This window comes from Panacagrimonas sp., from assembly GCF_965216805.1.
Taxonomy (GTDB): Bacteria; Pseudomonadota; Gammaproteobacteria; order Nevskiales; family Nevskiaceae; genus Panacagrimonas.
Window position 1 is genome coordinate 2,313,615 of the sequence record NZ_CBDCGN010000002.1, and the last position, 26,548, is coordinate 2,340,162.

General features: G+C 65.6%; 23 protein-coding genes, 1 pseudogene and 1 other annotated feature. Of the genes and pseudogenes, 14 read left to right on the forward strand and 10 right to left on the reverse strand.

Features of this window, described 5'->3' with window-relative positions; genetic code table 11:
* Genes ACOOHP_RS11030 through ACOOHP_RS11055 form a run of 6 tightly spaced genes read left to right on the forward strand, consistent with a single transcriptional unit; the run spans position 1 to position 4,642 of the window.
* Entirely contained in the window at positions 1 to 1,146 is a 1,146-nt protein-coding gene (locus tag ACOOHP_RS11030) for an acyl-CoA dehydrogenase family protein (protein WP_420466474.1), read from the forward strand.
* Between the two features lie 23 nt (positions 1,147 to 1,169).
* Entirely contained in the window at positions 1,170 to 2,168 is a 999-nt protein-coding gene (locus ACOOHP_RS11035; protein ID WP_420466475.1) for an MBL fold metallo-hydrolase, read from the forward strand.
* Complete coding sequence (locus tag ACOOHP_RS11040) at positions 2,165 to 2,623, forward strand: PaaI family thioesterase (RefSeq protein ID WP_420466476.1); 459 nt, start codon at positions 2,165 to 2,167, stop codon at positions 2,621 to 2,623. The genes ACOOHP_RS11035 and ACOOHP_RS11040 overlap by 4 nt, the downstream gene beginning before the upstream one ends.
* The gene (locus ACOOHP_RS11045) at positions 2,620 to 3,051 is read left to right on the forward strand and encodes a PaaI family thioesterase (RefSeq protein WP_420466477.1); all 432 of its coding nucleotides are present in this window, start codon (positions 2,620 to 2,622) and stop codon (positions 3,049 to 3,051) included. The genes ACOOHP_RS11040 and ACOOHP_RS11045 overlap by 4 nt, the downstream gene beginning before the upstream one ends.
* A gap of 44 nt (positions 3,052 to 3,095) precedes the next feature.
* Complete coding sequence (locus ACOOHP_RS11050) at positions 3,096 to 3,956, forward strand: SDR family oxidoreductase (RefSeq protein WP_420466478.1); 861 nt, start codon at positions 3,096 to 3,098, stop codon at positions 3,954 to 3,956.
* On the forward strand, positions 3,953 to 4,642 hold the full coding sequence (locus ACOOHP_RS11055; protein WP_420466479.1) for a transglutaminase-like domain-containing protein: 690 nt from the start codon (positions 3,953 to 3,955) through the stop codon (positions 4,640 to 4,642). Before ACOOHP_RS11050 ends, ACOOHP_RS11055 begins: the two co-directional genes overlap by 4 nt.
* A gap of 151 nt (positions 4,643 to 4,793) precedes the next feature.
* On the opposite strand, the pseudogene ACOOHP_RS11060 reads toward ACOOHP_RS11055, so the two are convergent.
* Positions 4,794 to 4,903, reverse strand: a pseudogene (locus ACOOHP_RS11060) (IS630 family transposase); the annotation flags it as partial.
* 142 nt (positions 4,904 to 5,045) lie between these two features.
* On the reverse strand, positions 5,046 to 5,540 hold the full coding sequence (locus tag ACOOHP_RS11065; protein ID WP_420466480.1) for a hypothetical protein: 495 nt from the start codon (positions 5,538 to 5,540) through the stop codon (positions 5,046 to 5,048).
* 73 nt (positions 5,541 to 5,613) lie between these two features.
* On the opposite strand from ACOOHP_RS11065, the gene ACOOHP_RS11070 reads away from it, so the two are divergent.
* A complete protein-coding gene (locus ACOOHP_RS11070; protein ID WP_420466481.1) occupies positions 5,614 to 6,237 on the forward strand; it encodes a plasmid pRiA4b ORF-3 family protein in 624 nt (207 codons plus the stop codon).
* 141 nt (positions 6,238 to 6,378) lie between these two features.
* Positions 6,379 to 7,604, forward strand: a protein-coding gene (locus tag ACOOHP_RS11075; protein WP_420466482.1) for an IS3 family transposase whose coding sequence is annotated in 2 segments (ribosomal slippage) — positions 6,379 to 6,664 and positions 6,664 to 7,604 — 1,227 coding nt in all. Because the reading frame shifts where the segments join, the coding sequence is not laid out codon by codon here.
* Positions 6,657 to 6,773, forward strand: a sequence feature (AL1L pseudoknot). It overlaps the preceding gene by 117 nt.
* Here the strand turns inward: ACOOHP_RS11075 and ACOOHP_RS11080 are convergent.
* Genes ACOOHP_RS11080 through ACOOHP_RS11095 form a run of 4 tightly spaced genes read right to left on the reverse strand, consistent with a single transcriptional unit; the run spans position 7,568 to position 10,721 of the window.
* Positions 7,568 to 8,347: a hypothetical protein gene (locus tag ACOOHP_RS11080; protein ID WP_420466483.1), complete on the reverse strand. Its 780-nt coding sequence runs from the start codon at positions 8,345 to 8,347 to the stop codon at positions 7,568 to 7,570. The genes ACOOHP_RS11075 and ACOOHP_RS11080 overlap by 37 nt on opposite strands.
* Positions 8,331 to 9,557 (reverse strand): hypothetical protein, encoded by a 1,227-nt coding sequence (locus ACOOHP_RS11085; RefSeq protein ID WP_420466484.1) that lies wholly within the window; start codon positions 9,555 to 9,557, stop codon positions 8,331 to 8,333. The genes ACOOHP_RS11080 and ACOOHP_RS11085 overlap by 17 nt, the downstream gene beginning before the upstream one ends.
* Before the next feature lie 18 nt (positions 9,558 to 9,575).
* A complete protein-coding gene (locus ACOOHP_RS11090) occupies positions 9,576 to 10,523 on the reverse strand; it encodes a hypothetical protein (RefSeq protein WP_420466485.1) in 948 nt (315 codons plus the stop codon).
* A 3-nt stretch (positions 10,524 to 10,526) separates the two neighbouring features.
* Positions 10,527 to 10,721, reverse strand: a complete 195-nt coding sequence (locus ACOOHP_RS11095) for a ribbon-helix-helix domain-containing protein (RefSeq protein ID WP_420466486.1) — start codon at positions 10,719 to 10,721, stop codon at positions 10,527 to 10,529.
* Positions 10,722 to 11,193: 472 nt separating this feature from the next.
* Here ACOOHP_RS11095 and ACOOHP_RS11100 point away from each other — a divergent pair, with 472 nt between their 5' ends.
* The 6 genes from ACOOHP_RS11100 (at position 11,194) to ACOOHP_RS11125 (ending at position 20,954) form a co-directional block, all read left to right on the forward strand.
* Entirely contained in the window at positions 11,194 to 15,369 is a 4,176-nt protein-coding gene (locus ACOOHP_RS11100; protein ID WP_420466487.1) for a response regulator, read from the forward strand.
* A 328-nt stretch (positions 15,370 to 15,697) separates the two neighbouring features.
* Positions 15,698 to 16,654 (forward strand): diguanylate cyclase, encoded by a 957-nt coding sequence (locus ACOOHP_RS11105; protein WP_420466488.1) that lies wholly within the window; start codon positions 15,698 to 15,700, stop codon positions 16,652 to 16,654.
* A 312-nt stretch (positions 16,655 to 16,966) separates the two neighbouring features.
* Complete coding sequence (locus ACOOHP_RS11110) at positions 16,967 to 18,928, forward strand: PAS domain-containing protein (protein ID WP_420466489.1); 1,962 nt, start codon at positions 16,967 to 16,969, stop codon at positions 18,926 to 18,928.
* A 51-nt stretch (positions 18,929 to 18,979) separates the two neighbouring features.
* Positions 18,980 to 19,237: a PAS domain S-box protein gene (locus ACOOHP_RS11115; protein WP_420466490.1), complete on the forward strand. Its 258-nt coding sequence runs from the start codon at positions 18,980 to 18,982 to the stop codon at positions 19,235 to 19,237.
* Positions 19,238 to 19,261: 24 nt separating this feature from the next.
* Entirely contained in the window at positions 19,262 to 20,095 is an 834-nt protein-coding gene (locus ACOOHP_RS11120; RefSeq protein WP_420466491.1) for a histidine kinase dimerization/phospho-acceptor domain-containing protein, read from the forward strand.
* Positions 20,043 to 20,954, forward strand: coding sequence for a response regulator (locus ACOOHP_RS11125; RefSeq protein ID WP_420466492.1), 912 nt, complete (start codon positions 20,043 to 20,045; stop codon positions 20,952 to 20,954). Before ACOOHP_RS11120 ends, ACOOHP_RS11125 begins: the two co-directional genes overlap by 53 nt.
* A gap of 255 nt (positions 20,955 to 21,209) precedes the next feature.
* On the opposite strand, the gene ACOOHP_RS11130 is transcribed toward ACOOHP_RS11125, so the two are convergent.
* The 4 genes from ACOOHP_RS11130 to ACOOHP_RS11145 form a co-directional block, all read right to left on the reverse strand.
* Positions 21,210 to 22,610: an OmpP1/FadL family transporter gene (locus ACOOHP_RS11130; RefSeq protein ID WP_420466493.1), complete on the reverse strand. Its 1,401-nt coding sequence runs from the start codon at positions 22,608 to 22,610 to the stop codon at positions 21,210 to 21,212.
* Positions 22,611 to 22,705: 95 nt separating this feature from the next.
* Positions 22,706 to 23,140: a MarR family winged helix-turn-helix transcriptional regulator gene (locus ACOOHP_RS11135; RefSeq protein ID WP_420466494.1), complete on the reverse strand. Its 435-nt coding sequence runs from the start codon at positions 23,138 to 23,140 to the stop codon at positions 22,706 to 22,708.
* A gap of 722 nt (positions 23,141 to 23,862) precedes the next feature.
* Complete coding sequence (locus ACOOHP_RS11140) at positions 23,863 to 25,230, reverse strand: di-heme oxidoredictase family protein (protein WP_420466495.1); 1,368 nt, start codon at positions 25,228 to 25,230, stop codon at positions 23,863 to 23,865.
* Positions 25,227 to 26,534 (reverse strand): imelysin family protein, encoded by a 1,308-nt coding sequence (locus ACOOHP_RS11145; RefSeq protein WP_420466496.1) that lies wholly within the window; start codon positions 26,532 to 26,534, stop codon positions 25,227 to 25,229. The genes ACOOHP_RS11140 and ACOOHP_RS11145 overlap by 4 nt, the downstream gene beginning before the upstream one ends.
* Between the last annotated feature and the right edge of the window lie 14 nt (positions 26,535 to 26,548).

Below are 26,548 nucleotides of genomic sequence, written 5' to 3' on the forward strand. Positions count from 1 at the left end.
ATGAACGAGATGTCGTTTCTCACCGAAGACCACCTGCGCTTCCGCGACAGCCTGCGTCGCTTCATCAACACCGAAGTGGTGCCGAAGGCCGACGCCTGGGAGGAATCCGGCATGGTGCCGCGCGAGGTGCTGCGCCAGCTCGGTGAACTCGGCTATCTCGGCATCCGCTACGCGGCGACCTATGGCGGCGCGGAGCAGGACACGGTGTACAGCGCCATCCTGGCCGAGGAACTGGGCCGCTCGAGCTATGGCGGCTTCGCGGTGACGGTGCTGGTGCACACCGACATGGCCTCGCCGCACCTCGGCAACTTCGGCAGCCCCGAGCAGCTGGCGCGCTGGATGCCGGGCATCATTGCCGGCAAGACCATCTGCGCAGTGGCCGTCACCGAGCCGGATGCCGGCTCCGATGTCGCCGGCATCAAGACCCGTGCGGTGCGCGACGGCGATCACTACGTGCTCACCGGCAGCAAGATGTTCATCACCAACGGCGTCCACGGCGATCTGTACTTCGTCGCCGCCAAGACCGACTCCTCGGTCAAGGGCTCGCGAGGCATCTCGATCTTCGCGGTGGAAAAGGGCACGCCGGGCTTCAGCGTCGGCCGCAGCCTGAAGAAGACCGGCTGGCTCAGTTCCGACACCGCCGAACTGGTGTTCGACGGCTGCCGCGTGCCGACCGCGAACCTGATCGGCGGCGAGAACAAGGGCTTCTATTCGATCATGCGCAACTTCCAGAACGAGCGCATCGTGCTGGGCGCGCAAGCCATGGGCGAGGCGCAGAAAGCGCTGGATCTCACCGTGGATTACGTGCGCAACCGCAAGGCCTTCGGCGCCGTGTTGTGGGACAAGCAGACCATCCGCCAGCGTCTGGCGATGCTGTCGGCCAAGGTCGCGGCCGGCCGCCAGCTGGCGTATCACTCGGCCTGGCTCGATGCGCAGGGTCGCGAATGCGTCAAGGAAGTCTCGATGGTCAAGGCCTACTGCGGCGAACTGGTGAACGAGGTGATGTACACCTGCCAGCAGTTCCACGGCGGCATGAGCTACGTGCGCGAAACCGCCATCGAACGCATGGCGCGCGATGCGCGCATCCAGTCCATCGGCGGCGGCGCCACCGAGGTCATGCTCGAAGAAGTGGCCAAGCGACTTTGAACGCGACGACCGCCCAGACAGCCGTGGAGTCGGACGACCTCGTCGAGGTCGCGCCGGACATCCTGCGGCTGCGCCTGCCGCTGGACGAGGGCATCGATCACGTCAACCTGTACCTCGTACGCGACGGCGCGGGCTGGCTGCTGTTTGATACCGGCGTCGATAGCGCGGACGCGCGTGCCTGCTGGGAACGGCTGCTTTCCGGCCCTCTGGCAGGCGGGCTGACTCGCATCGTGGTGTCGCATCATCATCCCGATCACCTGGGTCTCGCGCGCTGGCTGCGCGAGCGCACCGGCGCCGTCGTCTACCTGCGCCCGGAAGAACGCGACTCGGCCGAGCAGACCGCACTGCCCACGCCCAAGGCGATGGACGCCTGCCGCGGCTACTTCGGGCTGCACGGCATGGACGTGGACGACGTCACCGCAATCACGGGCGACCTGCTGCGCCGATTCATGGCCTGTGACACACGCTTCCAGTCGCAGACGCTCGAACACGGCGAGGTGCTGCACGTCGGCCGCTACCGCTTCAATGTGCTGGTGCAGGGCGGGCACAGCGTCGCGCAGTTCTGCCTGCACGAACCCACGGCCGGCCTGCTGCTGACCGGCGACCAGTTGCTGGAACGCATCACGCCGAATCTCAGCCTGCTGCCTTGGGGCGACCGTCATCCGCTGCGCCACTACCTCGCGAGTCTCGAGCAAACGGCAGCACTGGACCTGCGATGCGTGCTGCCCGCGCATCACGGCGAGTATGCCGGCGGCGTGGCCCGCGCGCGTGGACTGATCCGCCATCACGAGCGCGCGCTGGAACGCTTCCGCGCGCGTCTGCTGCCCGGCATGAAGGCCATGGACGTGGCGAACGCCGTGTATGGCCGGCGCCGCGACGTGCTCGACCGCTTCCTCGCGCTCACCGAATCCCTGGCCCACCTTCAGTACCTTGAAGAGCAGTCGGAAATCAGACGGGGCGCTGACGCGTGCTGGCATCCACGGCTCCCCAAGACTGAAGGCACTAGCACCGTCCCCTCATGAAGATTCCACACGACGTTACAGCCTGGGCCCAATTTCTGGCTTTCTCCCCTTACACCGTCCGGCTCGGCATCGAGGCCGTTGCGGCAGAAGACGGCGGCTGCGTTCTCGCCCTGCCCTATGCCCCGGAATTTATCGGCGACCCGGACAGTGGAGTGCTGCACGGCGGCGCCGTGACGGCGCTGATCGACACGGCTTTCGGTTTCGCTGTGTTCTTCCGCATCCAGGCTTTCCGCCCCATGGCCACGCTGGACATGCGCATTGACTACCTTCGCCCGGCCAGGCCCGGTATGAAGATTCACACGCGGGCACGGTGCTACAAGCTGACCCCGGAACTGGCCTTCGTGCGCGGCTGCAGCTACGAGGACGATGTCGAAGATCCCTTTGCCTCCTGCGTCGGGGTGTTCATGTTCACGGTCGGCCAACCGGCCTTCGGAAAGGCTGCGAAAGTCCCATGAGCCTGTCCGACACTCTCGCCGACATCCGTCGGCGCAACGACTGGACCCTGCTGGCTCAGGCCATTCCCTTTGCCCGCATGCTCGACCTGCGGGTCGATGTGAGGGGCGAGTCCTTCACCTGCGTGCTGCCTTACCAGCCCAGCCTGATCGGCAACCCCATGGTGCCGGCGCTGCACGGCGGCGCCGTCGGCGGTTTCCTGGAGTGCGCCGGCATCCTCCACATGCTGTGGAGCACGGAGGCGCAGTCCATTCCGAAGACCATCAATTTCGGCATCGACTACCTGCTGTCCTGCCGCGCGCAGGACACTTACGCAAACGTCTACGTGGTGAAGCTCGGCAAGCGCGTCAGCAACCTGAGAATCGAAGCCTGGCAGACCACGCCGGACAAGCCGGTTGCCGTCGCCACCATGAACCTGCTGATGCGCTGAGCACCGCGCGCGGCCACCCGATAAACGTTCAATCCGGAGAAACAATGACGTACCGTTCCGTATTCAAGCCCGATCTGTTCGAGGGAGAAACCCACATCGTCACCGGAGGCGGCAGCGGAATCGGCCGTTGCACAGCACACGAACTGGCCAGCCTCGGTGCCCACGTGGCCATCGTCGGTCGCAAGATCGAGAAGCTGGAAACCGTGAAGGCCGAAATCGAGGCGCTGGGCGGCAAGGTGAGCTGCCATGTCTGCGACATCCGCGAGGAGGCAACGGTCAAGCAGATGATCGGCGATGTGATCCGCCAGCACGGCGCGATCCACGCGCTGGTCAACAACGCCGGCGGTCAGTACCCCTCACCGGTGAAGGATCTCTCGGTGAAAGGCTGGGAAGCGGTGATCCGCAACAATCTCACCGGCGGCTTCATCGTGGCGCGCGAGGCCTACAACCAGTGGATGGCCGCGCACGGCGGCAGCATCGTCAACATCATCGCCGACATCTGGGGCGGCATGCCGACGATGGCGCATACCGGCGCCGCGCGGGCGGGCATGCTCAATTTCACGGAGAGCGCGGCCTGCGAATGGGGACAGTCGGCGGTGCGCGTCAACGCGGTCGCGCCTGGCTGGATCGCGTCCAGCGGCTTCGACACCTACGACGAGCCCATGCAGGTCGCGTTGCGCAGCTACAAGGACAAGGTCCCACTGGGACGCTACGGCAATGAGGCCGAAGTCTCCGCCGCCATCGCCTTCCTGCTCTCGCCCGGCGCCGCCTTCATCACCGGTTCCTGCATCCGTGTCGACGGCGGCGTGCCCAACGCGCGCCACACCTGGGCGCCGGTTCCAACTGATCGCTCCAAACCATTCGATGGCTTTCCACTCTCGGTGATGCCCAAGTGCCTGTCGTGACCAGTCCCGAGGAGTTGCACTTCTATCTGCAAGCGGGGCCGCATGTGGACTCGGACCATCCCGCAGTGCAGGCGCTGGCGCTGCAGACCACGAAAGACATTGGCTCGGTGCGCGAACGCGCGGTGGCGCTGTACTACGCCGTGCGCGATGGATTCCGTTACGACCCTTACGCCATCCAGGCCGTCGATCGCTGCTTCACTGCCAGCGTCGTGGTCGAAACCGGCAGCGGTTTCTGCATCTCGAAGGCGGCCCTGCTCGCGGCAACCGCGAGAGCCGCGGGCATTCCAGCGCGCGTGGGATTTGCAGACGTGAAGAATCACCTGACCAGTCCGCGCCTGCGCGAGCTGATGGACTCCGACGAATTCGTCTACCACGGCTACAGCGAACTGTGGATCGATGGGCGCTGGGTCAAGGCCACGCCCGCATTCAACCGGACTCTGTGCGACAAGGCGAACGTGCGGCCGCTGGAGTTCGACGGCCAGACCGACTCGCTGTTCCATCCACTCGATCAGTCCGGCCGCAAGCACATGGAATACCTGCGCGATCACGGCTGCCGGCCAGACATTCCGGCAGCGGAAATCCTCACGGCTTGGAAAAAGTTCTACCCGAAGATGGCAACCTGGGGACAACACAAAACTGGTTCGAACTTCGAGCAGGAAGTTGTCCGGGAAGTTACTGCGGAGTGAACCCCGGAAGCTGGACCGTTTGAGGTCACGGATTCACGCAGTGAACCGAGCGGGGCGATGGACTGCTCGAATTGATTGGTGAGACGTAGCAGAGCGGCGATCAACGGCGGTGAGTCGATGCAGTTATTGATCCGGCGTCAACGACCTTGAATCAAGCTGCATAGCAGAAGGGACCATGTTCGAAGTATTTGCGAATTCGGGCTGACGCTGCACGCTGCGCACGTGGCGTGCGGTGGCTTTGACTGTATGAAGGGCCAACCTTCAAGTACGGTTCTGAGGGGGGCGACGGTCAGTAATGGCCGTCGCCTACCCGACCACGTCGAACAGACCCTCGGGGAACCATGAGTCCGCTCGATCGGTGGTGAGACGATCTACACCAACGGCGAGACGATTTCGAGATGCCTCAGGGTCCGTGCGGCGCTTTGGCTACTTCCAACATCAGCGGTTCCAGGAGCAGAGTCCAGACGTCGTGCTGCGCTTCGATCCGGGATCCGGGATTGGGCCACAGCTCGATCGGAGGGTGTCGCATGAGATCGCTGGCTAGCGTGACGATGTAATGGTCATCGTTGAGGTGGCCGCCGGCGTGACAATGCAGGCCCGTGCAGGCACGCCGGGGATGACACTCGCGGAATGAGCAGGTTCTGCCGAGGTACTGATAACTGGGGCTGCAAAGAAAGATATCAGCGCCGCGGTTGTGTCGCTGTGTCGCACCCTTGAGCTTGCGTCCCAACTCGGCAAAATCGGCGAGATGATCGAGGCTGATCAAAGTCTCTAGGACGTCAGCGTCCTTGGGTTCGGGTTTGTCTCTGGTCAGCGATCCGATGAGGGCGATCCGCTGGACCTCAGGCCGATGTCGGGCGGCGCGAACAAACTGGAGCACGGCCTGCAGCAGGGGCACACGGATGGGACTCGAGGCAGATGACCGGGTGTGCGACATTCGCGAATGATGGCGCGGCGAGCGGAGGAACGGGATGGGAATTTTGCAGGTGCGAATCGGTTTGCGCGGTATCGCGCCCCTGATCTGGCGACGTCTCCAGATTCCGGACACGTATTCATTCTGGGATCTGCACGTCGCGATCCAGAACGCATTCGGCTGGAACGATTCACATCTGCACGAGTTCACGGTGCAGGCACCGGTCGCTGGCAGGCCGCCACTACGATTCGGTATCCCGTTGTCGGACGATGACCTGCGGCGACCCGAGGATCGCCCCCTGCCCGGTTGGGAACATCGTGTGTCGGATCATGTGGCCGTGGGCCGCCTCGACGTCACGTATCTGTATGACTTCGGGGATCACTGGGAGCACGAAGTGCTCCTGGAAGAAGCGCTGGAACCGTCACCGGGGAGGCGCTATCCGCGATGCGTCGCGGGCGAGCGTGCCGGACCTCCGGACGATTGCGGAGGCCCGCACGGATATGCCTCGCTGCTCGAGGTCCTGGCGGATCCGGAGGCAGAGGATCATGCGGAGATGAAAAGCTGGGCCACGAGCATCAAGGGCCTGCGTGGTGCCTTCGATCCAGAGGCGTTTGATGAGCAGCGGATCAGGTTCGCCAATCCGGCGACAAGACTCAGGCGCATGCTCAGTGAAATCGGATAAACGCCGACAGCCCCAGCCATGTTCGCAATTCCGAACTCACACATATTTGCGGTTCCCGCCGTGCGCGAGCCCTCACGGATTCCCTTCGAACTGAACCGCCCCGGGAATCTCGGAGGCTCCCTCACTTGAGAGAATGGAGCCATGACCAGAGCGTCGAAGTATTCCCCGGAAGTGCAGGAGCGCGCGGTCCGGATGGTGGCGGAGCACGCGGCGCAGCACACCTCGCAGTGGGCAGCGATTGAATCGATTGCTGCCAAGATTGGTTGTACAGCCGAGACGTTGCGGCGCTGGGTGCGCCAGGGCGAGCGTGACGCCGGTGTACGGCCCGGCCTGACCACGGCCGAGGGCGAGCGGATCAAGGCGCTGGAGCGCGAGGTCCGTGAACTGCGCCAGGCCAATGAGATTTTGCGCAAGGCATCGGCGTATTTTGCGCAGGCGGAGCTCGACCGCCCGTTCAAACGATGAAGGCGTTCATCGACGAGCATCGCTCGGTCCACGGGGTCGAGCCGATCTGCAAGGTGCTGCCGATTGCCCCGTCGACGTACTACGCCCACGCGGCTCGCGAGGCAGACCCACAGCGCCGTTCTACGAGGGACCAGCGAGATCGAGCGCTGGTGCCGGAGATCGAACGGGTCTGGAACGAAAACTTCCAGGTCTACGGCGTGCGCAAGGTGTGGCGGCAACTGCGGCGCGAAGGCTTTGATCTGGCCCGCTGCACGGTGGCGCGCCTGATGAAGCGCCTGGGCTTGCGTGGCGTCATCCGCGGCAAGTCGGTGCGCACGACGGTGAGTGATGCCAACGCACCTTGCCCGCTGGATCATGTCCGTCGTCACTTCAAGGCGGATCGGCCGAACAAGCTGTGGGTCTCGGACTTCACCTACGTGTCGACCTGGCAGGGCTTCGTCTACGTCGCCTTCGTCATCGACGTCTTCGCCCGGCGCATCGTCGGCTGGCGGGCTTCGTCCTCGGCGCGGACCGACCTGGTGCTCGACGCGCTGGAGCAGGCGCTGCATGAGCGCAAACCGGTCGGCCCGGATCGGCTGGTGCATCACAGCGACAGAGGTGTCCAGTACGTGTCGATCCGCTACACCGAGCGTCTTGCCGACGCGGGTCTCGAACCTTCCGTGGGCAGTGTGGGCGATTCCTACGACAACGCGCTGGCCGAGACCATCAACGGCTTGTACAAGGCCGAGGTGATTCACCGGCGGCCTTCCTGGCAACGCCGCGAAGACGTCGAGTGGGCCACGCTGCAGTGGGTGGACTGGTACAACAATCGCCGACTGATGGAACCGCTTGGCGACATCCCACCCGCCGAAGCAGAAGCTGCCTACTATTCACAAATCCCGAGTCTCGCCCTCGCGGCGTGACTCACAACAACGAGCCTCCGGGAAAACCGGGGCGGTTCAGCGCGCTTCGTCTCGCGGAAGCTCACTCGCGCGGCCGTCAGAACGTCCTTGATAGCCCCCTCGACCACTTCGCCGACTCGCTCGCTCACGGCGTCGCGGTGCGAAGCAAACGGCCGACCAAGGAATCGCTCATAAAGCAGCACGGCATATGGCACGCCCAGGTCTGCAATCGGCTGAAGACTTTTGATGCCTTCCTTCGTGTCCACCTTGTCGAGCCTGTGTACTAAAGCCGGGTTGTCGGGCGCTACGCCAGCTCCCGCAACGAGGGTTTCGACGCCTGCCTGAATCATCGCGCGCAGCCGCTGGTCAGCCAGCGTTGTCCCGAGTGATCGAGGGGTCAACGGCCGGAGCCGGATATTCCGGTCCATCGTGCGCGCCGCTCCTTGATCGACCCGCACGCCGGTGCGCTCTGCCGTCACGTAGGCCCATTCGGGCGGGGTGAAGCCCAGAATTGAACGAAACACAATGAACGCGACTGGCACCGCGATAACTGCCGTCTCAATGGTGGCCGTGGTTACGTTGGTAAAGTCGTTCGTCGAGCGCTTAAGGGCCTGGTACCCTTTCTCGAAGGTCGCATAGTCGGTGAACCCTTCGCCGCGCGGCATCTCCAGGAAGCTCGATTGCAGCTCCCCGAAAACTTCATCGACGAGAGCGTCGAACTTGAGCGCTGGGTCGTTGTAGTCAAGGTCAAAACGCAACGGCATTGGCTTGTTCCCGGTTCTCTTTGTTCTGTGTCCGCACGCCCGTTGCCGTCACTGGCTTTGCTCCCTCCAGGGCCGCGCGTACTTCGTCTACCGTTGCCAGCGCATCCATGGCGAGGCGAATAGATTCCAGCTTCGCCGCGGTGGGCCGCGTCGCGTCCCACTCGGCGCGCAGCCCCCATATCGCCATGCGCGTGATATGACCGAAGGCGATGCAGCGGATGTCGCCGGCCGTGGGCTTCATGCCGGCCGCGCACAGCTCGGCTAACTCGCGCGTCAGCAGCTTTGCCAGCTGCTCGGCGTTCTCAAACAGCATCGCGCGGGGCGCGGTGCCACGGTCGCGGCAGACGAACACCGTATCGACGATGGATGAGCCGGTGCCGTGAATGTGAATCGAGCCGCCCATTTCAGCGGGGCACGGCAGCGAGGCCGAACAGGTTAGGCCCGCATCGAGGATGCCCAGCGCAGCAGCCAGGTAGGCGGTTTGCTGGTTGTGGTGGTAGGTGAACACCAGCGGAGCGCCAGGCTTCAACGCTGCCGCCATCCGCTTGTAGACCGCCGCCAGGCCCTCGGCGAAGTGCTCAATGTCGCGCTCGGCCGTCGCGTTGCCGGTCAGTTCGTCAGCGTGGCGCGTGGTGTTCAGCTCCAGCCCGGGAAACTCCCCGCCCATCAGCTTGCGTAGCCAGACGTAGCAGAACTGCATGAGCTCGCCGTACTGCACCATGCCGAAGTAAGGCGGGTCAGTGAACACCGCATCGAGGCTTTGCGGCGCAAGCTCGGCCTCGGTGGACGAGGCGCAGCGGATGTCGATCTCGCGCGCCGGTGCATCGGGGCACTGCGGGTGCTTCTCCCCTATCCACTCGCCCGTGATGTAGTGGGTGGTTTTCTTCTTCCCGTCGAACATCACTTCAAAGGGCTCAGTGCAGTAGCGCTTCGCCTTGGTGTACTTCTCGGTGATGTTCACCCAGCCGCCGGACCCTACCGGATTCCCTCCCCCGTTACGGATGCCGAGGAAGTTCGATTCAACCTGTATGTACCCAACCGGAAAGCCATGAATCGAGAACACGTCGAGTGACTTGAGCGCCATCGAGTCGTAGCGGCACAGCATGTTCTGATAGCGCAGCAGGTCGGAGAAGTTCGTCGCCAGCGCCCGGCGCACGCGCTGGTCTTTCATGCCCGCGATGAAGCGCGCGCTAATCTCCAGCGCGAGCAACTGCCGGTCATTGAACAGCTAGCGGAAGTGCTCATAGCCCCAGCGGTGCAGGCGTGAGCTTTCATCTCCATCTGGGATGGCATCGTCCGGCACAAACTGCGGCCGTAGCCGCTTCCAGGCCGCGCCCGCCGCTTCGGCGCGCGTCAGGTCGTCAGCGTCCGGCTTCTTGAACAGCCGCCCCTGCCGGTCTTTCAGTTCGGGGTTGTGGTACTCCATGGCAAAGAGCCGGTGTGTCGGCGGGCCCTCGCCGTGGAACGGCGCGGCGTTCGCATGCCCGCAGTGTGGACAAGCGCACTTGTTGCGCTTCACCGGGCCCTCGGTCTTGAGCTGCACCCCGCAGCCGCACTTGCCCGGCTTTTTGGGGTCGTCAACCTCGTTGAGGTCGCCACAGCCGTGGCACACCAGCACATAGGCCGGATGCCGGGCATCCTCGGCCAGCGTGTAACCGGGGAACAGGTCGAAGCACTGCCTGCACGCGGAGCACGTCCCGGTCTTTACCCACATGAAATATTTGACATCGACGCCCTCGCGCCCCGTCACTGGGCAGCGCGTTTTGTAGAAGTCGCCGATTCTCTGCGCCAGGTGCTTCGCTAGGCGTCCGGTTGCTTCCTCGTAGGCCACTAGGTCGAGCGCGTCGATTTCCTCGCGCACGATCCATGCGGACATCGGGTTGATGTCGGTCCCCGCCACGTTGCAGCCCAGCCGGTTTGCTTCAAGCAGTGGCGTGCCGCCTCCCATGAAGGGGTCGGCAACCGCCTTGCCCTCGAAGCTATTGGCCTCGTAGTAGGTTTGCTCGACGGGCTGGTCGCGGAACTCCGACAGCAGCAACCCCCGGAACAGCGTGCCAGGTCGCCGCGCGAACCATTTGTGGACGGCGATGATAGGCCTGTAACTTTGCTGGATCTGCTTCTCGCGCAGAGCCAGCGAGGCGATGAAGCTTATGCTGTAGTTTTCTTCGATGCTCATGCCCTAACGCGCACTTTCCAGCAGCGGCCGTTGTTCGGCGATGTACTTGTCGGCCGCGTCCCGGATGACCCACGCGACTGACACTTTTTTTTGCTTCGCAATGTCCTGAAGCGTGCTGTAAACCTCTGGCGGCAGGCTCGCGGACGTGCGAGTAGGGCGCGGCTTGCCAGTGGGCTTGCGCGGTTTCTTTGCGACCATGGAGAGGCGTCCTAGGGGAGATACTTGCACCACTCTACATCACCTTACAGCACGCAACGCCTGTGCCGGTGATCTCGTCGCCGGGCGCGGCGTCACATCAGCACCTTACGTGCCGGTTCTCGCTCACTTGAGCAGTGGTTCTCGGACTTCGAAATCGGCTATTGGCCCGCCTAGTGATCAGTGGGGATCACACTGAGTCACCGACAAGGAAGTGCCATAAGCGGTAGTTCACGAGCGTCAGCTCTTGGCAGTCGAGTATTCGATTAATCCGCGTGCGGGTAGAGTGACTCTGCGCTCTCATCGTGGTCTCGGCACTTTTGCTGCGCAATCGACACCGGCCTGCTGATCGAAGGCTGGGTGAGGCAGCGATGCTGGCTGATCGCCGCATTTATTGGTCGCCGACCGTCAGCCTGGTGCGCACTATCGTCCATGCGCATACTGCTGTCCCATCAAAATGTTTCCTCGACGACAAATGGTCGGATCGATCTCCCGGTTCCTGGTCAGCTGGGCCTTTCGGCTCGGCCTTCTGGCCTGCTCGGTGGTGGCAGCGGGCGTTCTGTTCGAGCACCAGAGGACCGCCGTCGGAAACGCCGAAGCACGGGCCGTCGCACAGTTGGATGGGGCCGTCGAAGGCCTGCAGGCGTCCACCGACGCCACCCTGAATTTCCGGCGCAAGAGCGTTCTTTTCCTGCACGGGACACCGCCGATCCAGGGCATCGTGCGGGCGACCGAGAACGGCGGTGTGGACCCATTGGATGGGTCGTCGTTGGAGCACTGGGACGCACGCATGTCGCAGATCTTCAGTGCTTTCCTGCGCAGCAACGAAGATGTGTTCCAGGCCCGACTGATCGCCGTGGCGGACGGCGGGCGCGAGCTGGTGCGCGTGGACCGCGCGGCAGATGGCAGCATCGTGGCGGTGCCGAAGGAGGCTCTGCAGCAGAAGGGAGACCGTAACTACTTTCAGGAAGCCCTGCGCCAACCGCCGCAGACGGCTTACATCAGTCCGGTCAATCTCAACCAGGAAAGCGGGGCGGTCGAACGCCCGCATCGCCCGACGGCCCGGGTCGCCGTCCCGGTGTACTCCGACGCGCGGCGCGAGGCCTTCGGCATCCTCATCATCAATGTCGATCTCCGGGACAGCATCGACCAGCTCCTGGCAGCGTCTCCTGTCGGCGGCCACCTGTACGTGGTCAGCCAGGACGGCGATTTCATCGCTCATCCCGATCCGTCCCGACGGTTCGCGTCGGACCTGGGGCATGGCCATCGCTGGGACGATGAATTCGTGCAGGACGGCGATCGCGCCGGACTGACGCGGTTTCGGCACGGGGCCGATACCGTACTGGCCGCCGAGCGTCGCCTGCTGCGCAACCCGGACGACCCCTCGCGTTACCTGCGCTTCATCGCCACGCTGCCCGAAGCCGCTGTCACCGCCGAGTTGCGCGGCGAACTGCTCGAGCTCGCCGGCTGGTTGCTGCTGATCGGATTGGGAGCGCAGGTTCCGATCTACTTCTTCTGGCTCGCAGGAGAGGGAAAGCGGCTGGCCGACCAGCAGCGCGGACGTCTGGCCGCTTTCGTGGAAAACACCTCCGAGGCGATCGTCACCCTGAGCACCGGCGGGCGGGTCCTGAGCTGGAACGGTGGCGCGCAGAAGCTGTTCGGATACAGCGCAGAGGACGCGGTCGGAAAGGCACTGCCCCGGCTGATCGTGCCCGACGGCGAGACGACCCCCGAGATCGACGACCTGCCGCGGATCGCCACGGGTGGAACTGCCGCGGTGCGCGAGCTGCGTCGGCGGCGCCAGGACGGCGCATCCCTTTGGGTGGAGTGGCGCGCGTCGGGTGTGCGCGATACGGGTGGCACCGTCACGGAAATCGTCGCGCTGATGACCGATGTCAGCGAGGCGCGTGCTGCCCGCGAGCGCCTGCAGACCTTGAACGCCGACCTCGAAGCCGAGGTCGCCCGACGCACCGAGGCCCTGGATCGCAGCCTGTCGGTGCAGCGCGCGGTGGTCGACAACGCCGGCTACGCCATCATCGCCACCGATCCGGACGGGTTGATCACGCTGTTCAACGCGGCAGCCGAGCGACTGCTCGGCTATCGCAGCGGGGAGATGGTAGGCAAGCAGACACCGGCGGTCTTCCATGAATCCGCTGAAGTCGCGGCGCGTGCCGAGCATCTGAGCCGCGAACTGGGCGAATCGGTCGCACCCGGCTTCGACGTGTTCGTGATCCGCGCGCGTCGCCACGGGGACGTGGACGAGCAGGTCTGGACCTATGTGTGCAAGGACGCCCGGCGCGTTCCGGTACGTCTGGCGGTGACCAGCCTGCGCGACACCGAGGGGGTGATCACCGGCTACCTCTGCATGGCCGTGGACCTGAGCGAGACCCAGCAGCGCGAGCGCCAGCTCACCGAGGCGCGCGAGCTGGCCGAGGCGGCGACGAAGGCCAAGAGCCAGTTCCTGGCCAACATGAGCCACGAAATCCGCACGCCGATGAACGCGGTGCTCGGCATGCTGCAGCTGCTGCGGCGCACGCCCCTGAGCTTTGCGCAGTCCGATTACGCGGCCAAGGCCGAGTCGGCCGCGCGCACCCTGCTCGGCATCCTCAACGACATCCTCGACTTCTCCAAGATCGAGGCCGGCAAGCTGATGCTCGATCCGCACCCGTTCATGGTCGATGCGCTGCTGCGCGACCTGGGGGTGATCCTGGGTGCGAACGTCGGCACCAAGGACCTGGAGGTGCTGTACGACATCGATCCGGCGCTGCCGCAGCGCGTGACCGGCGATTCGCTGCGCCTGCAGCAGATCCTGCTCAACCTGGCCGGCAACGCGGTGAAGTTCACCGAACGCGGCGAGGTGATTGTCAGCGCGAGTCTGCTATCCCGGGAGGGAGACAGCCTGCGCCTGCGCTTCGATGTCCGCGACACCGGCATCGGCATGACCTCCGAACAACTGGCGCGCGTGTTCGAAGGCTTCGAGCAGGCACAGGCCTCGACCACCCGCAAGTACGGCGGAACCGGGCTGGGGCTGGCGATCAGCCAGCGCCTGGTGCAGATGATGGGGGGCCAGATCCGCGCCAGCAGCGAACCCGGCAGGGGCAGCCGCTTCAGCTTCGAGATCGACCTGCGCGCCGCAGGCGGCTCAGGCGAGACCCTCGCATCGGTGGGTGCCGATCCGAACCTGCACGACTTGCGCGTGCTGATCGTCGACGACAACGACGCCGCTCGCGAGATCCTCGCCGCGATGACCGCGGCCTTCGGCTGGCGCGTGGAGACCGCGGTCAGCGGTGCCGAGGCGCTGCAGATGGTCGAGGCCCAGCTGAGCCAGGGACAGAACTACGACGTGGTGTTCGTCGACTGGCGCATGCCCGACATGGATGGCTGGTCCGCCAGCGAGCGCATCCGCCGGATCACCCGCGTCGGCAAGCCGCCCCTGATCGTGATGGCCACCGCCCGCGGCCGCGAGGCGCTGGCGCAACGCATGGAGGCGGCGCGCGACGTGCTCGACGGCTTCCTGGTCAAGCCGATCACCGCGTCGATGCTGTTCAACGCCGTGGCCGATGCGCGGGCCGGACATGGCCGGCTGTGGGCGGAGAACCGCGCCGTCGCCGGCCAGAAGCGGCTGGAGGGCCTGCGCCTGCTGGTGGTGGAGGACAACCCGACCAACCAGCAGGTCGCGCGCGAGCTGCTGACCGGGGAAGGGGCCCTCGTCAGCGTCGCCAGCGGCGGCATTCCCGGCGTGGACGCGGTCCGGCGGGCCTCGACGCCTTTCGACGCGGTGCTGATGGACATCCAGATGCCCGACCTCGACGGCTATGGCGCAACCGCCCGCATCCGCGACGAGCTGGGCGAACGGGCGCTGCCGATCATCGCGATGACCGCCAACGCCATGCCCTCCGACCGCTCGGCCTGCCTGGCCGCCGGCATGAACGATCACATCGGCAAGCCCTTCCACATCGACGATCTGGTCGCTTCGCTGTGCAAGCACACCGGCCACGGGGGCGGCGCATCGGCGGCGGCAACGGCAGCCGCAAGTGCCCGGGCCGTCACACCCGACGCCTCGCCGCCGGGCTTTGCGTTCAGCGCGGCGATCTCCCGCCTCGGCGGCAACGCCCGGCTGTTTGCCAGCGAGGCGCGTGCCTTCGGCAAACGATACCTGTCCCTGGCAGACGCGCTGCCGGACGCCGGTCGGACTGGCCAGATCGGGAATTACCTCGCCGAGTTGCACAGCCTCAAGGGGGTGGCCGGCACGCTGGGCGCGACCGAGCTCGCCAGACTCGTGTCAGAACTGGAGCAGGGAATCAAGGCCGGCGGCGTTCCCCTGGAGACCGGAATCCGGGCCGTGGCGGAGTGGATCACCGCGGCGGCAGGCGTCCTGAGCGAGGAAGCCGATCGACGTGATCCGTCGCCATCGCGAGAACCTGGACCGGCGGCGACCTTGCGCCCGGAGGAATGCGATGCCCGGCTCGGCGAACTCATGGAGCAGATCGGGCGCAACGACATGCGTGCGCTCGACACCTGGGCCGGACTCAAGCCGCTACTGGCGTCCGGGCCGGAAGCCGACCTCGTCGAAGCCGCACTCGAATCGCTGGACTTCGCCAAGGCGCTGGCCCATGCGCGGAATCTTCGCGGTGAGCGCGGTCAGTCGTGACGCTGATCGGCTGCAAGGGCGCGTATGGCGGAAAGGACGCCGAGATCGGACCCCAGGTGTGAGAATCGGGCGGCGCGAAAATCGGGTGCTACAAAAGCCGCTGGGTCATGCCCGCGCCTGGCCTGCTCATCAGCCTGAACGCGGTCAGGGTTTGCGTGCGGAGCAGGTCGGGGTCGCGTGGGATGCGTCAACGCTGGATCGGGCTCGGTCTCATCCATCGCTCTCGTGGCGGTGCATAGGCAGCGCGGGTGGACGCCGAGACCCGAGTCGCTTTCCAGCGCGCAGCGGGGCAAGGCAACGGTAGGATGAACGACAACTGAGGAACAGCATGACGCCCTCCCCCACGGTCCTCCAGAATCCGACGCGCGGGCGACCACGCCTGCTGGTGGTCGATGACCAGTCGGTCAACATCCGCGTGATGCACCTGATCTTCCAGGCCGAGGCCGAGGTGCTGATGGCCACGTCGGGCAAGCAGGCGCTGGACGTCGCCGCGCGCGAGCAACCCGACCTGATCCTGCTCGACATCATGATGCCGGACCTCGACGGGCTGGAGGTCTGTCGCCGCCTGAAGGCTACGCCCGACCTTGCCGACACCCCGGTGATCTTCGTCACCGGCCAGAGCACGGCGGAGGAGGAAACCACCGCGCTGGACGTCGGCGCGGTGGATTTCATCGCCAAGCCGGTCAATCCGGCGGTCGTGCGGGCGCGCGTTCGCACCCACCTGCAGCTGCGCGAGCAGTCACGCCGTCTGGCGGAGATCGCGCTCACCGATGGTCTGACCGGCGTCCCGAATCGTCGGCATTTCGATGCGTACCTGGAACGGGAGTGGGCGGTCGCGCTGCGCGAGCAGACCTCGCTTGCCGTGATCATGATCGACGTGGACCACTTCAAGGCTTTCAACGACTGCCATGGTCACCTCGAGGGCGATGAAACGCTCAGGTGGACGGCAGCCACGCTCCGTGGCGCGTTGCGGCGTCCCACCGACCTGCTGGCACGGTATGGCGGGGAGGAGTACGTGTGCCTTCTGCCGCGCACGACGCTGGAGGAGGCCACCTCCACGGCGGTGCACCTGCGCCAGGCGATCGCGGCGGGGCGCCACCGCCACGATGCCTCGCCCGTGGCATCCCATCTGACGATCAGCCTCGGTGTAGCGGCGACCAAGCCCCGTGCGGAAGACAGCCCGACACTGCTGGTTCAACAGGCGGACGAGCGGTTGTACCAAGCCAAGCGCAGCGGACGCAATCGCGTGGGCTCGCCCACAGCTCAAGCGGCTGAGGCCGGTTGAGCCGATCGTCCGCGACCTTTGAGCGTGGATATTGCCGTCTGCGCGGCGTGCCGACTCCTGGGCACCGGTTTCCGCACCCTTGGACGGAACCTGATTCACGTCTGAGTTCGCCGACATCCTGCCCTTCGCGGTAGCCTCATCGCAGCCGAAGTCTCCAGTGCTTCCGTTCCGTAGTGGCCTGGGGGGGGTACGCGCCATGCACGCGCCCGGCAGGATGGGAAATCGGGTTGGCGTGCCAACGAAGAAGAATGACCCGATGCAAAGCGATGCGCGCTGCAACCTTGACGTACCGAGTCGGAGAAGAACGGGTCGATGATGGCTGTCCTGCGGCGGGTGCCGCTCCCTCTGCTCGTCGCCGTACTGGTGGGTCTGGCCTGCTGGGGCGGGATCTGGGCCATGCGCGAGGCCGGGCGGGTGGCGTCGATCTGGCTGTCCAACGGCTTGCTGCTCGGGGTGCTGCTGTCCGTTCCGTCCGAGCGCTGGCGTGCCTGCCTGGGCCTGTCATGGGTGGCCAATGCGCTCGCCAATCTCGCCGCGGGTGACAGCGCAACAACCGCGCTGGTGCTGTCGCTGTGCAACAGCGCCGAGGTCATGATCGCGGCCTATCCCTTGCGACGACAGCAACGGTCCGATCGCGACGACCTGACCCATCCGGCCGCAGTGCGGGTCTTCGTGCTGTGCGCGCTGCTGCTGGCACCTGCGGCATCGGGGGCGGCGGCCAGCCTGTACCTGACCGGCGCGGAGCTGAGCGCCGCAGCCCCGCTGTTTCTCGTCTGGTACCTGGCCGATGCACTCGGCATCGTCATCGTTGCACCGCTGGTCCTGGCGCTCGCGCGATCCGGATCGCCCTTCACGCGCCTGGGCGCCCTGACCGCCATGGACTGGCTCGCGCCGCTGTCGCTGATCGCGGTGAGCGTCGCGGTCTTCGTGCAGATGAGCTATCCGCTGCTGTTCCTGGTGTTCCTCCCGCTGATGCTGATGGCCTTCCGCCTGGGGCCGTCCGGCGTGGCGGCGGGCATGGCGCTGCTGGCGCTGATTGCCATCCCGCTCACGGTCATGGGCTCAGGGCCGTTTGCGCTGGTGGAGGGGGCGACGCCGTCTCAGCGCGTCCTGCTGCTCCAGTTCTTTCTGGCCGTGGCGTGCGCCCTCTCGCTTCCGGCCGCGCTGGTACTGCGCCAGCGCGAGCGTCTTGCCAGCGGCCTGCGGCAGGCCGAGCAGCGCTTCAGCTTCATGGCGGGGACGATGCCGTTCGGATTGCTGATCGTCAGGCCGGACGGGGCGCGCATCGAGTACGTGAATCCCTACGTCGAGACCTTGACCGGACGGCGGCTGGACCAACTGCAACCCGAGCACTGGCCGGAGGTGATCCATCCCGAAGATATGCCGACCATCGTGCAGTTGCAGGCCAAGGCACTGGAGGACGGGCAAGCCTTCGAACTGGAACTTCGCGCGCTCGATGCCGCGACCCAGCGCTATCGCTGGCACCAGATGCGCGGGCAGTTGATGCGGGATGCGCAGGGTCACGCGGTGCACTGGTACCAGCTGTTCTTCGATATCGACGAGCTCAAGCAAGTGCAGTCGCGGCTCGCCGCCACCGCGCAGAGCTACGAGACCCTAATCGACAAGAGTCCGGGAATGGTCTTCCGCGCCGACATGGACAAAGGCTGGGAAATGCTCTACGTGAGCGAGCAAGTTCAGGAGATCACGGGGTATCCCGTATCGCACTTCCTCGACGACCACGTGAAGTGGGGCTCGATCATGGTGCCCGAAGACGTTGACGCCACGCAGGCCACGCTGCAGCAGCAAATGATCGCCGGTGGACGCGATATCCGGATCCGCTACCGGGTGCGCCATCGTAACGGCGGGCTGCGATGGTGCGACGTGATTGGACGTGTCAATACCGGCCCGGGCGGCCAGCAATGGTACGAGGGCATCCTGCTCGACATCACCGAACAGGAAGCGGCGGAGCGGGCCCTGCGCGAAAGCAGCGAGCGCTATCGGACCCTGGTCGGCAATATTCCCGGCATGGTGTTCCGCTGCCGCGCCGACGCGGCCTGGACCATGATGTGGGCCAGCGAGCAGGCGCAAGAGCTGCTCGGGTATACGGCCCACGAGATCGTTTCCGGTTCGGTGAGCTTCATCGAGCTGATGCACGAGGAGGATCGCCAGCCGACCCATGAGGCGCTGTCGGCGCAGGCGGAGGCGCAGGGAGGCGGAAACCTGCGGGTCTATTACCGGCTGCGTCACCGCGACGGGTCCATCCTCTGGTGCTAGGGCCTCGGCCGCCTGATTACCCTCGCCGACGGGACCCCGGGCTTTGACGGCGTGATTCTCGACGTCGGCGACCGTCGACGCGCCGAACAGGCGCTGCGCGAGAGCGAGGAACGCTACCGGCTCATGGCCGAATCCATCTCAGTGACGATCTGGACCGCGCGTCCCGACGGCGACCTCGACTATCTCAACGACGCGGCCCTGCGCTACTACGGCCTGCCGATGGAGGAGTTGCTGGGAAGCCGCTGGGCCGACGTTGTTCACCTTGACGATCTGAGGACGGCAGCAGCGCGATGGGCGCACAGCATCTAGGTCGGCGTGCCGTACGAGGTCGAGATGCGCACCCGCCGCCACGACGGCGAGTTCCGCTGGCATCTGGTGCGCGCGCTGCCGATGCACGCGCAGGACGGTCGCATCCTGCAATGGCTGGGCAGCAACGTGGACATCGAGGAGCTGCGCCGTGCGCGGCAGGTCGCCGAGCAGGCGGCACAGATGAAGACCGCGTTTCTCGCCAACATGAGTCACGAGATCCGCACGCCGATGAATGCCATCGTGGGCATGACCAGCATCCTGCTCGACACGCCGCTCAACCCCGAGCAGGCCGACGCCGCCGAAGTGATCCGCAGCAGCGACGAGCATCTGCTCACGGTGATAAACGAGATCCTCGATTTCTCCAAGATTGATGCCGGTCAGCTGGAGATGGAATCCTTGCCCTTCGGTCTGCGCGACTGCGTCGAGAGCGCGCTCGATCTGGTCGCGCAGGCGGCCGCCGCCAAGAATCTGGAGTTGGGCTACCTGGTACACCCCGGAGTGCCGGAGGCGGTGATCGGCGATATCGGCCGCCTGCGGCAGGTTCTGCTCAACCTGCTCTCGAACGCCGTGAAGTTCACGCCCGACGGCGGTCAGATCAGCGTGGACCTGCGCGGCCGCATGCTGGGCGACGGGCGGCAGGAGGTCGAATACCGCGTGCAGGACAGCGGCATCGGCATCGCGCCGGACGCGATGGGGAGGCTGTTCACGCCGTTCATGCAGGCCGACGCCTCGACCACGCGCCGATTCGGCGGCACAGGGCTGCCTGTCGATCAGCCGCAGGCTGGTGGAGATGATGGGCGGCAGCATGCGCGTCGAAAGCGAACCGGGTCGCGGTACCTGCTTCATCTTCACCATTGAGTCCGCCCCTGCGCCCCAGGTCCGACCCAGCAAGCTGACCGGCCCAGTCCAATCGCTACAAGGGTTGCGCGTGCTGGTCGTGGACGACGTGGAAATCAATCGTCGCATTCTTCTGCACTACACCGGCCTGTGGGGCATGCAGGCGCGCGCCACCGCCTCGCCGCAGGCCGCGCTGGACTGGATACGCAGTGGCGAGACCTTCGATCTGGCCCTCCTCGACTACCACATGCCCGGGCTTGATGGCCTGGAACTGGCCCGCCATATCGCCCGGCTCGCGGCAACGAAGCCGTTGCCCGTCCTGATGCTCAGCTCGGTTGCGATCCCCGCTGCCGACCGGCAGCTGATTGCGGGTTCTCTGATCAAGCCGATCAAGCCCTCGCGCCTGCTGGATGCGGTGCAGGACATCGTCGACGCCTCCCAGGCCGTGACCGTCCGCCTTCATCCGTCTCCGGCCGCCGAGCTGCCGCGGCATCTGGGATCCGAGCATCCCCTGCGGGTGCTGATCGCGGAGGACAACGCCGTCAACCAGAAAGTGGCCGGACTGCTGCTCGGTCGTCTCGGCTACACAGCAGACTTCGCCAGCGACGGTCGCGAAGCCGTCACCGCCATCGAACGCCAGACCTACGATGCTGTGTTCATGGACGTGCAGATGCCGGAAATGGATGGGCTGGAGGCGACCCGGGAAATCTGTCGTCGCTGGCCCGCCGACTCGCGCCCCCGCATCGTCGGCCTCACTGCCAATGCCACCACCGCGGATCGGCGTGAATGTTTGGCCGCCGGCATGGATGACTACCTGTCCAAACCCCTCGTACCGCAGCTGCTGATCGAGGCGTTACGCCGCGTGTCGCGCCGACCCTGAGCCACCACGAACTGAAGACGGCCAAAGTAGGAAACGGGCTTCGCGGACTCGTGCGTCTGAATCGTAAGTGGGAGCGTGCTGAAACGCGCAACGGGATCTCGACCGTCCGCTCGTCGGACGCCCAAATCGCTGTTTAGATGACCGCAACGGGCTGCATCACGACCGCCGAAGCGGTGCCACTAGCTAAATTCGATGGCCGATCGCTTCGTGACCGCTCGTACTTTCCACGACCACCCTAAGGCCCATCCCGACACTTTATTCGTCGCCCAGACTCCACGTCAGGCTGAGCTGGGACTGCCACACACTGATGTGCGTATCGATGGTCTGGTCAGCCGAATCCTTGCTCACGTCGAAGCTCAGAAGTTCCCCCTGCAGCAGTGTGGGCGTCGCGCTACTGAAGCTGTTGGTCTCGCGGATCGTGTTCTTGATGGCGTAGATCAACGCCCACCCCAGTTCGAGCTGCGATGAGAGCTTCCAGGACAGGCCAAGCGCCGCATGGCGGTCCGTGATGGCTGGCGCGAAGATCTTCGGCAGCGTCTGGTCGCGCACCAAAGGATTTCCCCCCCAGCTGAATCCGGCCCGCCAGGTCAGCCGGTCATGCCCACCCTGGTAACCGATCTTGTAGACATCGATGGTGTCCCAGCCGAATCCAGGGCCGCCGGGCGCGCCCAGGCAGGCGTCGAGATCGGGTGGGCTTTGCTGGTTGCGAGTGAACAGGCGGGGAACGAAACACCCATCGGTGAAGCGCTGCGGCTCGACCTGATTGGCCAAGGGCCGGATGTCGCCGTACCGCACCTGCTCGTAGTCGAGGAACAGCCGGTGGCCGTCGATCACATGAAACTGCAGGCCGAGGTTGAGGACGGGCGCGAAATCCAACGAGCCGCCGATGATGGCACCGCGGTACTTGTCGAATTCGGTCTGATACAGACGCGTCTGGTAGGCCGCGCCGATTCCGATTCCATAACCGACCTCCCACAGCAGGCCGATCCGCGCACCGCCTCCATAGGAGTAGTCGAGCCCGCGGTTGGACGTGTGCTCCGGAGAATTCGAGAACGCCGCGAACGCCCCGAGCCCACGAATTTCGATCCGCTGCCCGGCCACCACCGGCGCGATTCCGACCGACAGGTTCGGCAAGACGCGATACGCCCAGTGCGCAGACACCAGGACCTGCGTGAGGTCCACACCGAGCGTGGTGCCGCTACGACCACAGAGCCCCGATGGATCGGAGACGACCGACAGTGGTTGCCCGCCGCCGAAGTCGCCGCCGCAGCGTGCGTCGAGCGTCGGCACACCGCGCGCCAGCGTCGCGGCCCCGCCCTCGGAGAGCGCCTTCAATCCCGACGCGGAAACGCCCCAGCCGACGGCGGTCCGGTCGTCCAGACGCCAGTTGCGAGCGAACGACGGAATGGGGAAGACGCCGGTGACGGATGTATTGCGTCCCGGCTTCAGGTCCAGCAATCCAAAGGGCGCGTTCGCGCCGAGCGGTCCGGCTCGATAGCCGCCGTCAGGAATGGCGATGCCGAGTTCGGCCGTGCGGGTGTTGCCCAGCCACGCGCCCGCTGCCGGATTGCGCAGGGTCGCAGAAGCATCCGATGCCAGGGCCGTGCCCGCGCCGGCCATGCCCAGTTGTACCGCGCCGGTGCCGGCTGCGTTCATGCCGTTCGATGCCGTGGCATCGCAGGCAAGCCCAAGGAGAATCCAGCCGGCTGTTTGCCCCCACCGTCGCAACGCGTCGCAGCGGCGGCGCGCCGTCACGCGGCGGGACCGACCATGCGTTCGGCCGCGTCCATCGACTCGATGAGCGCGCGCAGCGTGCGTTGAAGCGTGCGCTTGTCTGCCGCGCTCAGACTTCCGAACGCGGTCTTGACGATGGGATCGAACCGGGCTGCAAAGGTCCGAACCAGCGTGCGGCCGGCGGCGGTTGCGACGATGCGACGGCGGCGCGCATCGCGCGCATCCTGGCTGACTCGAACCAGCTTCTCGGCGGCCAGCACGCTGAGGATGCGCGTCATGTTTGCGTGGTTCTGACCGACCTGTTCGGTCAATGCCGAAGGCGTCGTGCCTTTGTCGCCGCTCGCGAGTACGACGATGAGCGTGTGGTACGAGCTTTCAGTCAGCCCGGTCGGCCGAAGGACCGGATCGATGAACGCGGTGATGCCGAGGCTGGCAACGCGGATCAGGCGCATCAGCGTCACGTCCTCGATCGAGAATTCGGGAACGCCTTCGCGCCAGCCCTTGGCACTGGCATCGACAGCGAGCAGGCGGTCCTTGGTTTTCATATGCTAGACATTGATATTACATCACTGTAATAACGGTCTCTAATCTCTCCTATGACTTTGACGCGGTGCATCAGCTAAACAGGCCTCTCGCCAGCGTCGCGTCTCCCCGCGCCCGGTCTGCCCATTACGGAATCCATTGACCGGTTTTCGGAAGCGATGGGGCTTGTCCGACTGTCTGCACCGGGCTGGTACTCGCCGGTCACGACCGGTGCGGCTTTATGATCAGTGGTCATGAGAATCGACGACCATGATCAATACTCGTCGGCGCTCACGAACTGTGAGCGCGTGCACTTACGAAACCCAAACCGTTTTGTTCTCGTCGGGCGTCGTGTCGCGGTGCCGTTCCGAGCGCTTTGAGCTTCTCCTGAGAAATCCGTGCACGATGTACAACGCCACCGGAGCATATTCAGGTTGACAGCACGGTCACACAGGGCTTCCGGTAACACGAACAGTCACCGCCCTCAGGTATGGACATCATTCAGGTTTAACGGAGAAACTTCGATCAAATCCTATGGACATTCAGTTACGCCTGAAAAAGCACCTGCCGCTAACGGTTTGAACCAATGTCCACGCCTTGCTTTTCGGGGGTGTCGCTTCAACGTCTAGTCCCTCCCACGTCCGCGATCCGTCTACAGGGATCGCAAAAACGCCAGCAAGGCGTCGCGGTCCGCCTTGTCCATGCTGCGGAACGTCTCGCGTGCCGCCTCGGCTTCGCCGCCGTGCCAGAGGATGGCCTCGGCCGGACCGCGTGCGCGGCCGTCGTGCAGCAGCAGCTCGTGCCCGTTGACGTTGTGGATCAGGCCCAGGCCCCACAAGGGCGCGGTGCGCCACTCGCGGCCATCGGCTTCGAAGTCCGGCCGGCCATCGGCCAGGCCTTCTCCCATGTCATGCAGTAGCAGGTCGGTGAACGGGTGGATGGACTGCTGCGATAGCGCGGCCAGCTCGTGGGTCCCGGTGCGCAGATCGCGTACATGGCAGGCCGAGCAGCCGCTGGCATCGAACAGGGCTTGACCGCGGCGCACCTGCGCGTCGTCTACATCGCGCCGCGTCGGCACTGCGAGGGTACGGCTGTAGAGCAGCAGCTTGTCCAGGAAGGCGTCGGACATTTCCGGCCGACCGCCGTGCGGCGACTCGCGACAGGCCGTCTGCGCCGAGGTGCAGGCATCCGCCGCATGGTGGGCGCTGGTGATTCCGATATCGCCGGCAGCGGCGTCGGCGACCTGCTGGCGCAGGTTGGGCTGGTTGGCCTTCCAGCCGAAACGACCGATGGCGTGCCGCTGCGCCCGCACGTCCCAGACCCGATTGGCGCGGCCGGAGACTCCATCGCCGTCCGCATCGTCCGGGTCGGCGCGTCGCAACAACTCGACGTCGGGCACCGCCTCCAGCAACCCTAGCCCGATCATGATCTGGGCCACGCGCGGCGAAGTCAGCAAATCGACGCCCAGCGCACCGTACGCGGGATCGCGAAACTGCACCTGCGGACGACGCAATTCGTAGGGCTCGCCATCCGCGTAACGGCCCTGGACCGTCTCCCAGACCAGCTCGACGCGCGCCTCGACCTTTACTCCGGCGATCGCCCGATCCTGGATCTGGTCGCCGTACGCCGGATGCGGTCGCGGACCGCCGTTGGGCCCGTTGCCCGGGAGCGAAATCCGCACCAGCATCGACTCCATCTCCGCGCCCGGCTCCGGCGGCCGACCGCGGCCATCGCGCACGTGACAGCCGGAACAGGACACGCGATTGAACAAGGGCCCCAGTCCGTCGAAACTGGTGGTGGAACTACCGGCCTGCACCCAGTTGGTGTTGAACAGGCGATTGCCGAAGGCGAAGTCGCGCAGTTGCCGCGCGTCCAGATTGGGCGCCGGCAACGCGAACGCGGTCTGGGCGATCACCGGGCGACTGGTGTCGCCGCCCAGGCGTTCACCCAATGGTTCCGGGGCGGCCACGAGCGCCGCCGCCCACAACAGGCCCAGAGCAGCGAGCGGCCGCACGCTCATCCCGCCGCGCTATCCAGTCCCGGCACGATCACCAGCACGCCCAGACGCCGACCGACGGCGCCAAACTGGGCGCCCAGCTGTTGCAAGGCGGTGATCGCCGCTTCCGCGCGCTGGCGAGGCTCACTGCCGGGCTCGGCGCGCAGCACGCGTTCGAAAGGGCGATCCATCAGCGCCACGGCGGCCAGGGCCTGCGTCAGCAAAGCATCGGTGCGTTCCGCCATGGCCGGGTCCAGCTTGCGCACCAGCGCGCCCAGCCCATCGGCGGCGGGCTGCTCGCCGCGAGAGCCGAACCAGATGTTGCGCGCGCCGCGCAGGTCGAACAGATGATCCTGATGGGTGGTGTCGGAAAAGCAACTGTGCTCGTCTTCCTGATCGCCGCTGTCCAGCGCTACGGCCAGCCGCTCGGTGGCGAGCTCATGCCCCACCAGGTTGGCCATGCCATTGACGGCGCGACCCAGTGCCTCCCGTGGTTCGAGCGCCAGGAACCGCCGTCGGTAGTTGTCGGCGTCCGGTGCCCAATCCGCTTCCAGCGCGGCGAGGTCGTCGACCAGCATGGCGGTGACGGTCTGCAGATAAAGACGCCGGCGCTCGCGTACCGGGTCGCCCGGCAGATAGTCGGTGTGCGGGCGCTCGCCGGGCCCGGCGTCGTTGAAATCCTGGCCCCACAGCAGGAACTCGATCGCGTGCCAGCCGGTGGTGACGTCAGCCTCGTCGCTGACCTGGTCCCTGGACACGATGCTTGCGCGCGTCAGCTCGACCTCGACGTCGCCGATCAAACCCGACGCCGGCTGCCCTTTGACGTAGTCGATGAAGGCCTCGTTGAGCGGCCAGGCGTTGATCCGCGACTCCGGTCCGGGACTGCCGTCGGCGGCGACGTCGATGGGCCCGTCATAGAAACGGAACACCTCGGTCACCAGGTACGACGGCCGAGCGGCCACCCACTGCTGCCGTGCCTGGGCCAGGGTCGCAGCCGTCGGCTGCTGCAGAAAGGCTTCGACCGCGGCCTGCATTTTTTTGGCCTCTGCCGTGGCCTGCCGGTAGCTGTCATAGACCAGCGCCGCGTAGTTGTGTACCTGCGGACGCACGTTGAAGGCGTAGGCCTGCGGGTCGGTGGACAGCAAGGTGTAGGAAGACGGCGATTCGCCCGCCTCGCCGCCTTCGCCGCCCTGTGCCAGCTGCATCGGCTCGACGGTCGGCTGGAATGCCGACGTAGCCGTCGGCGCGTCCGACGAGGCGACCGCAGCGGCCGCGAGGGTGAAACTGCCGAAGCCGGTCCACAGCTTGTTGAGTTGTCGAATCTTCATGCCCGCTGCAATGC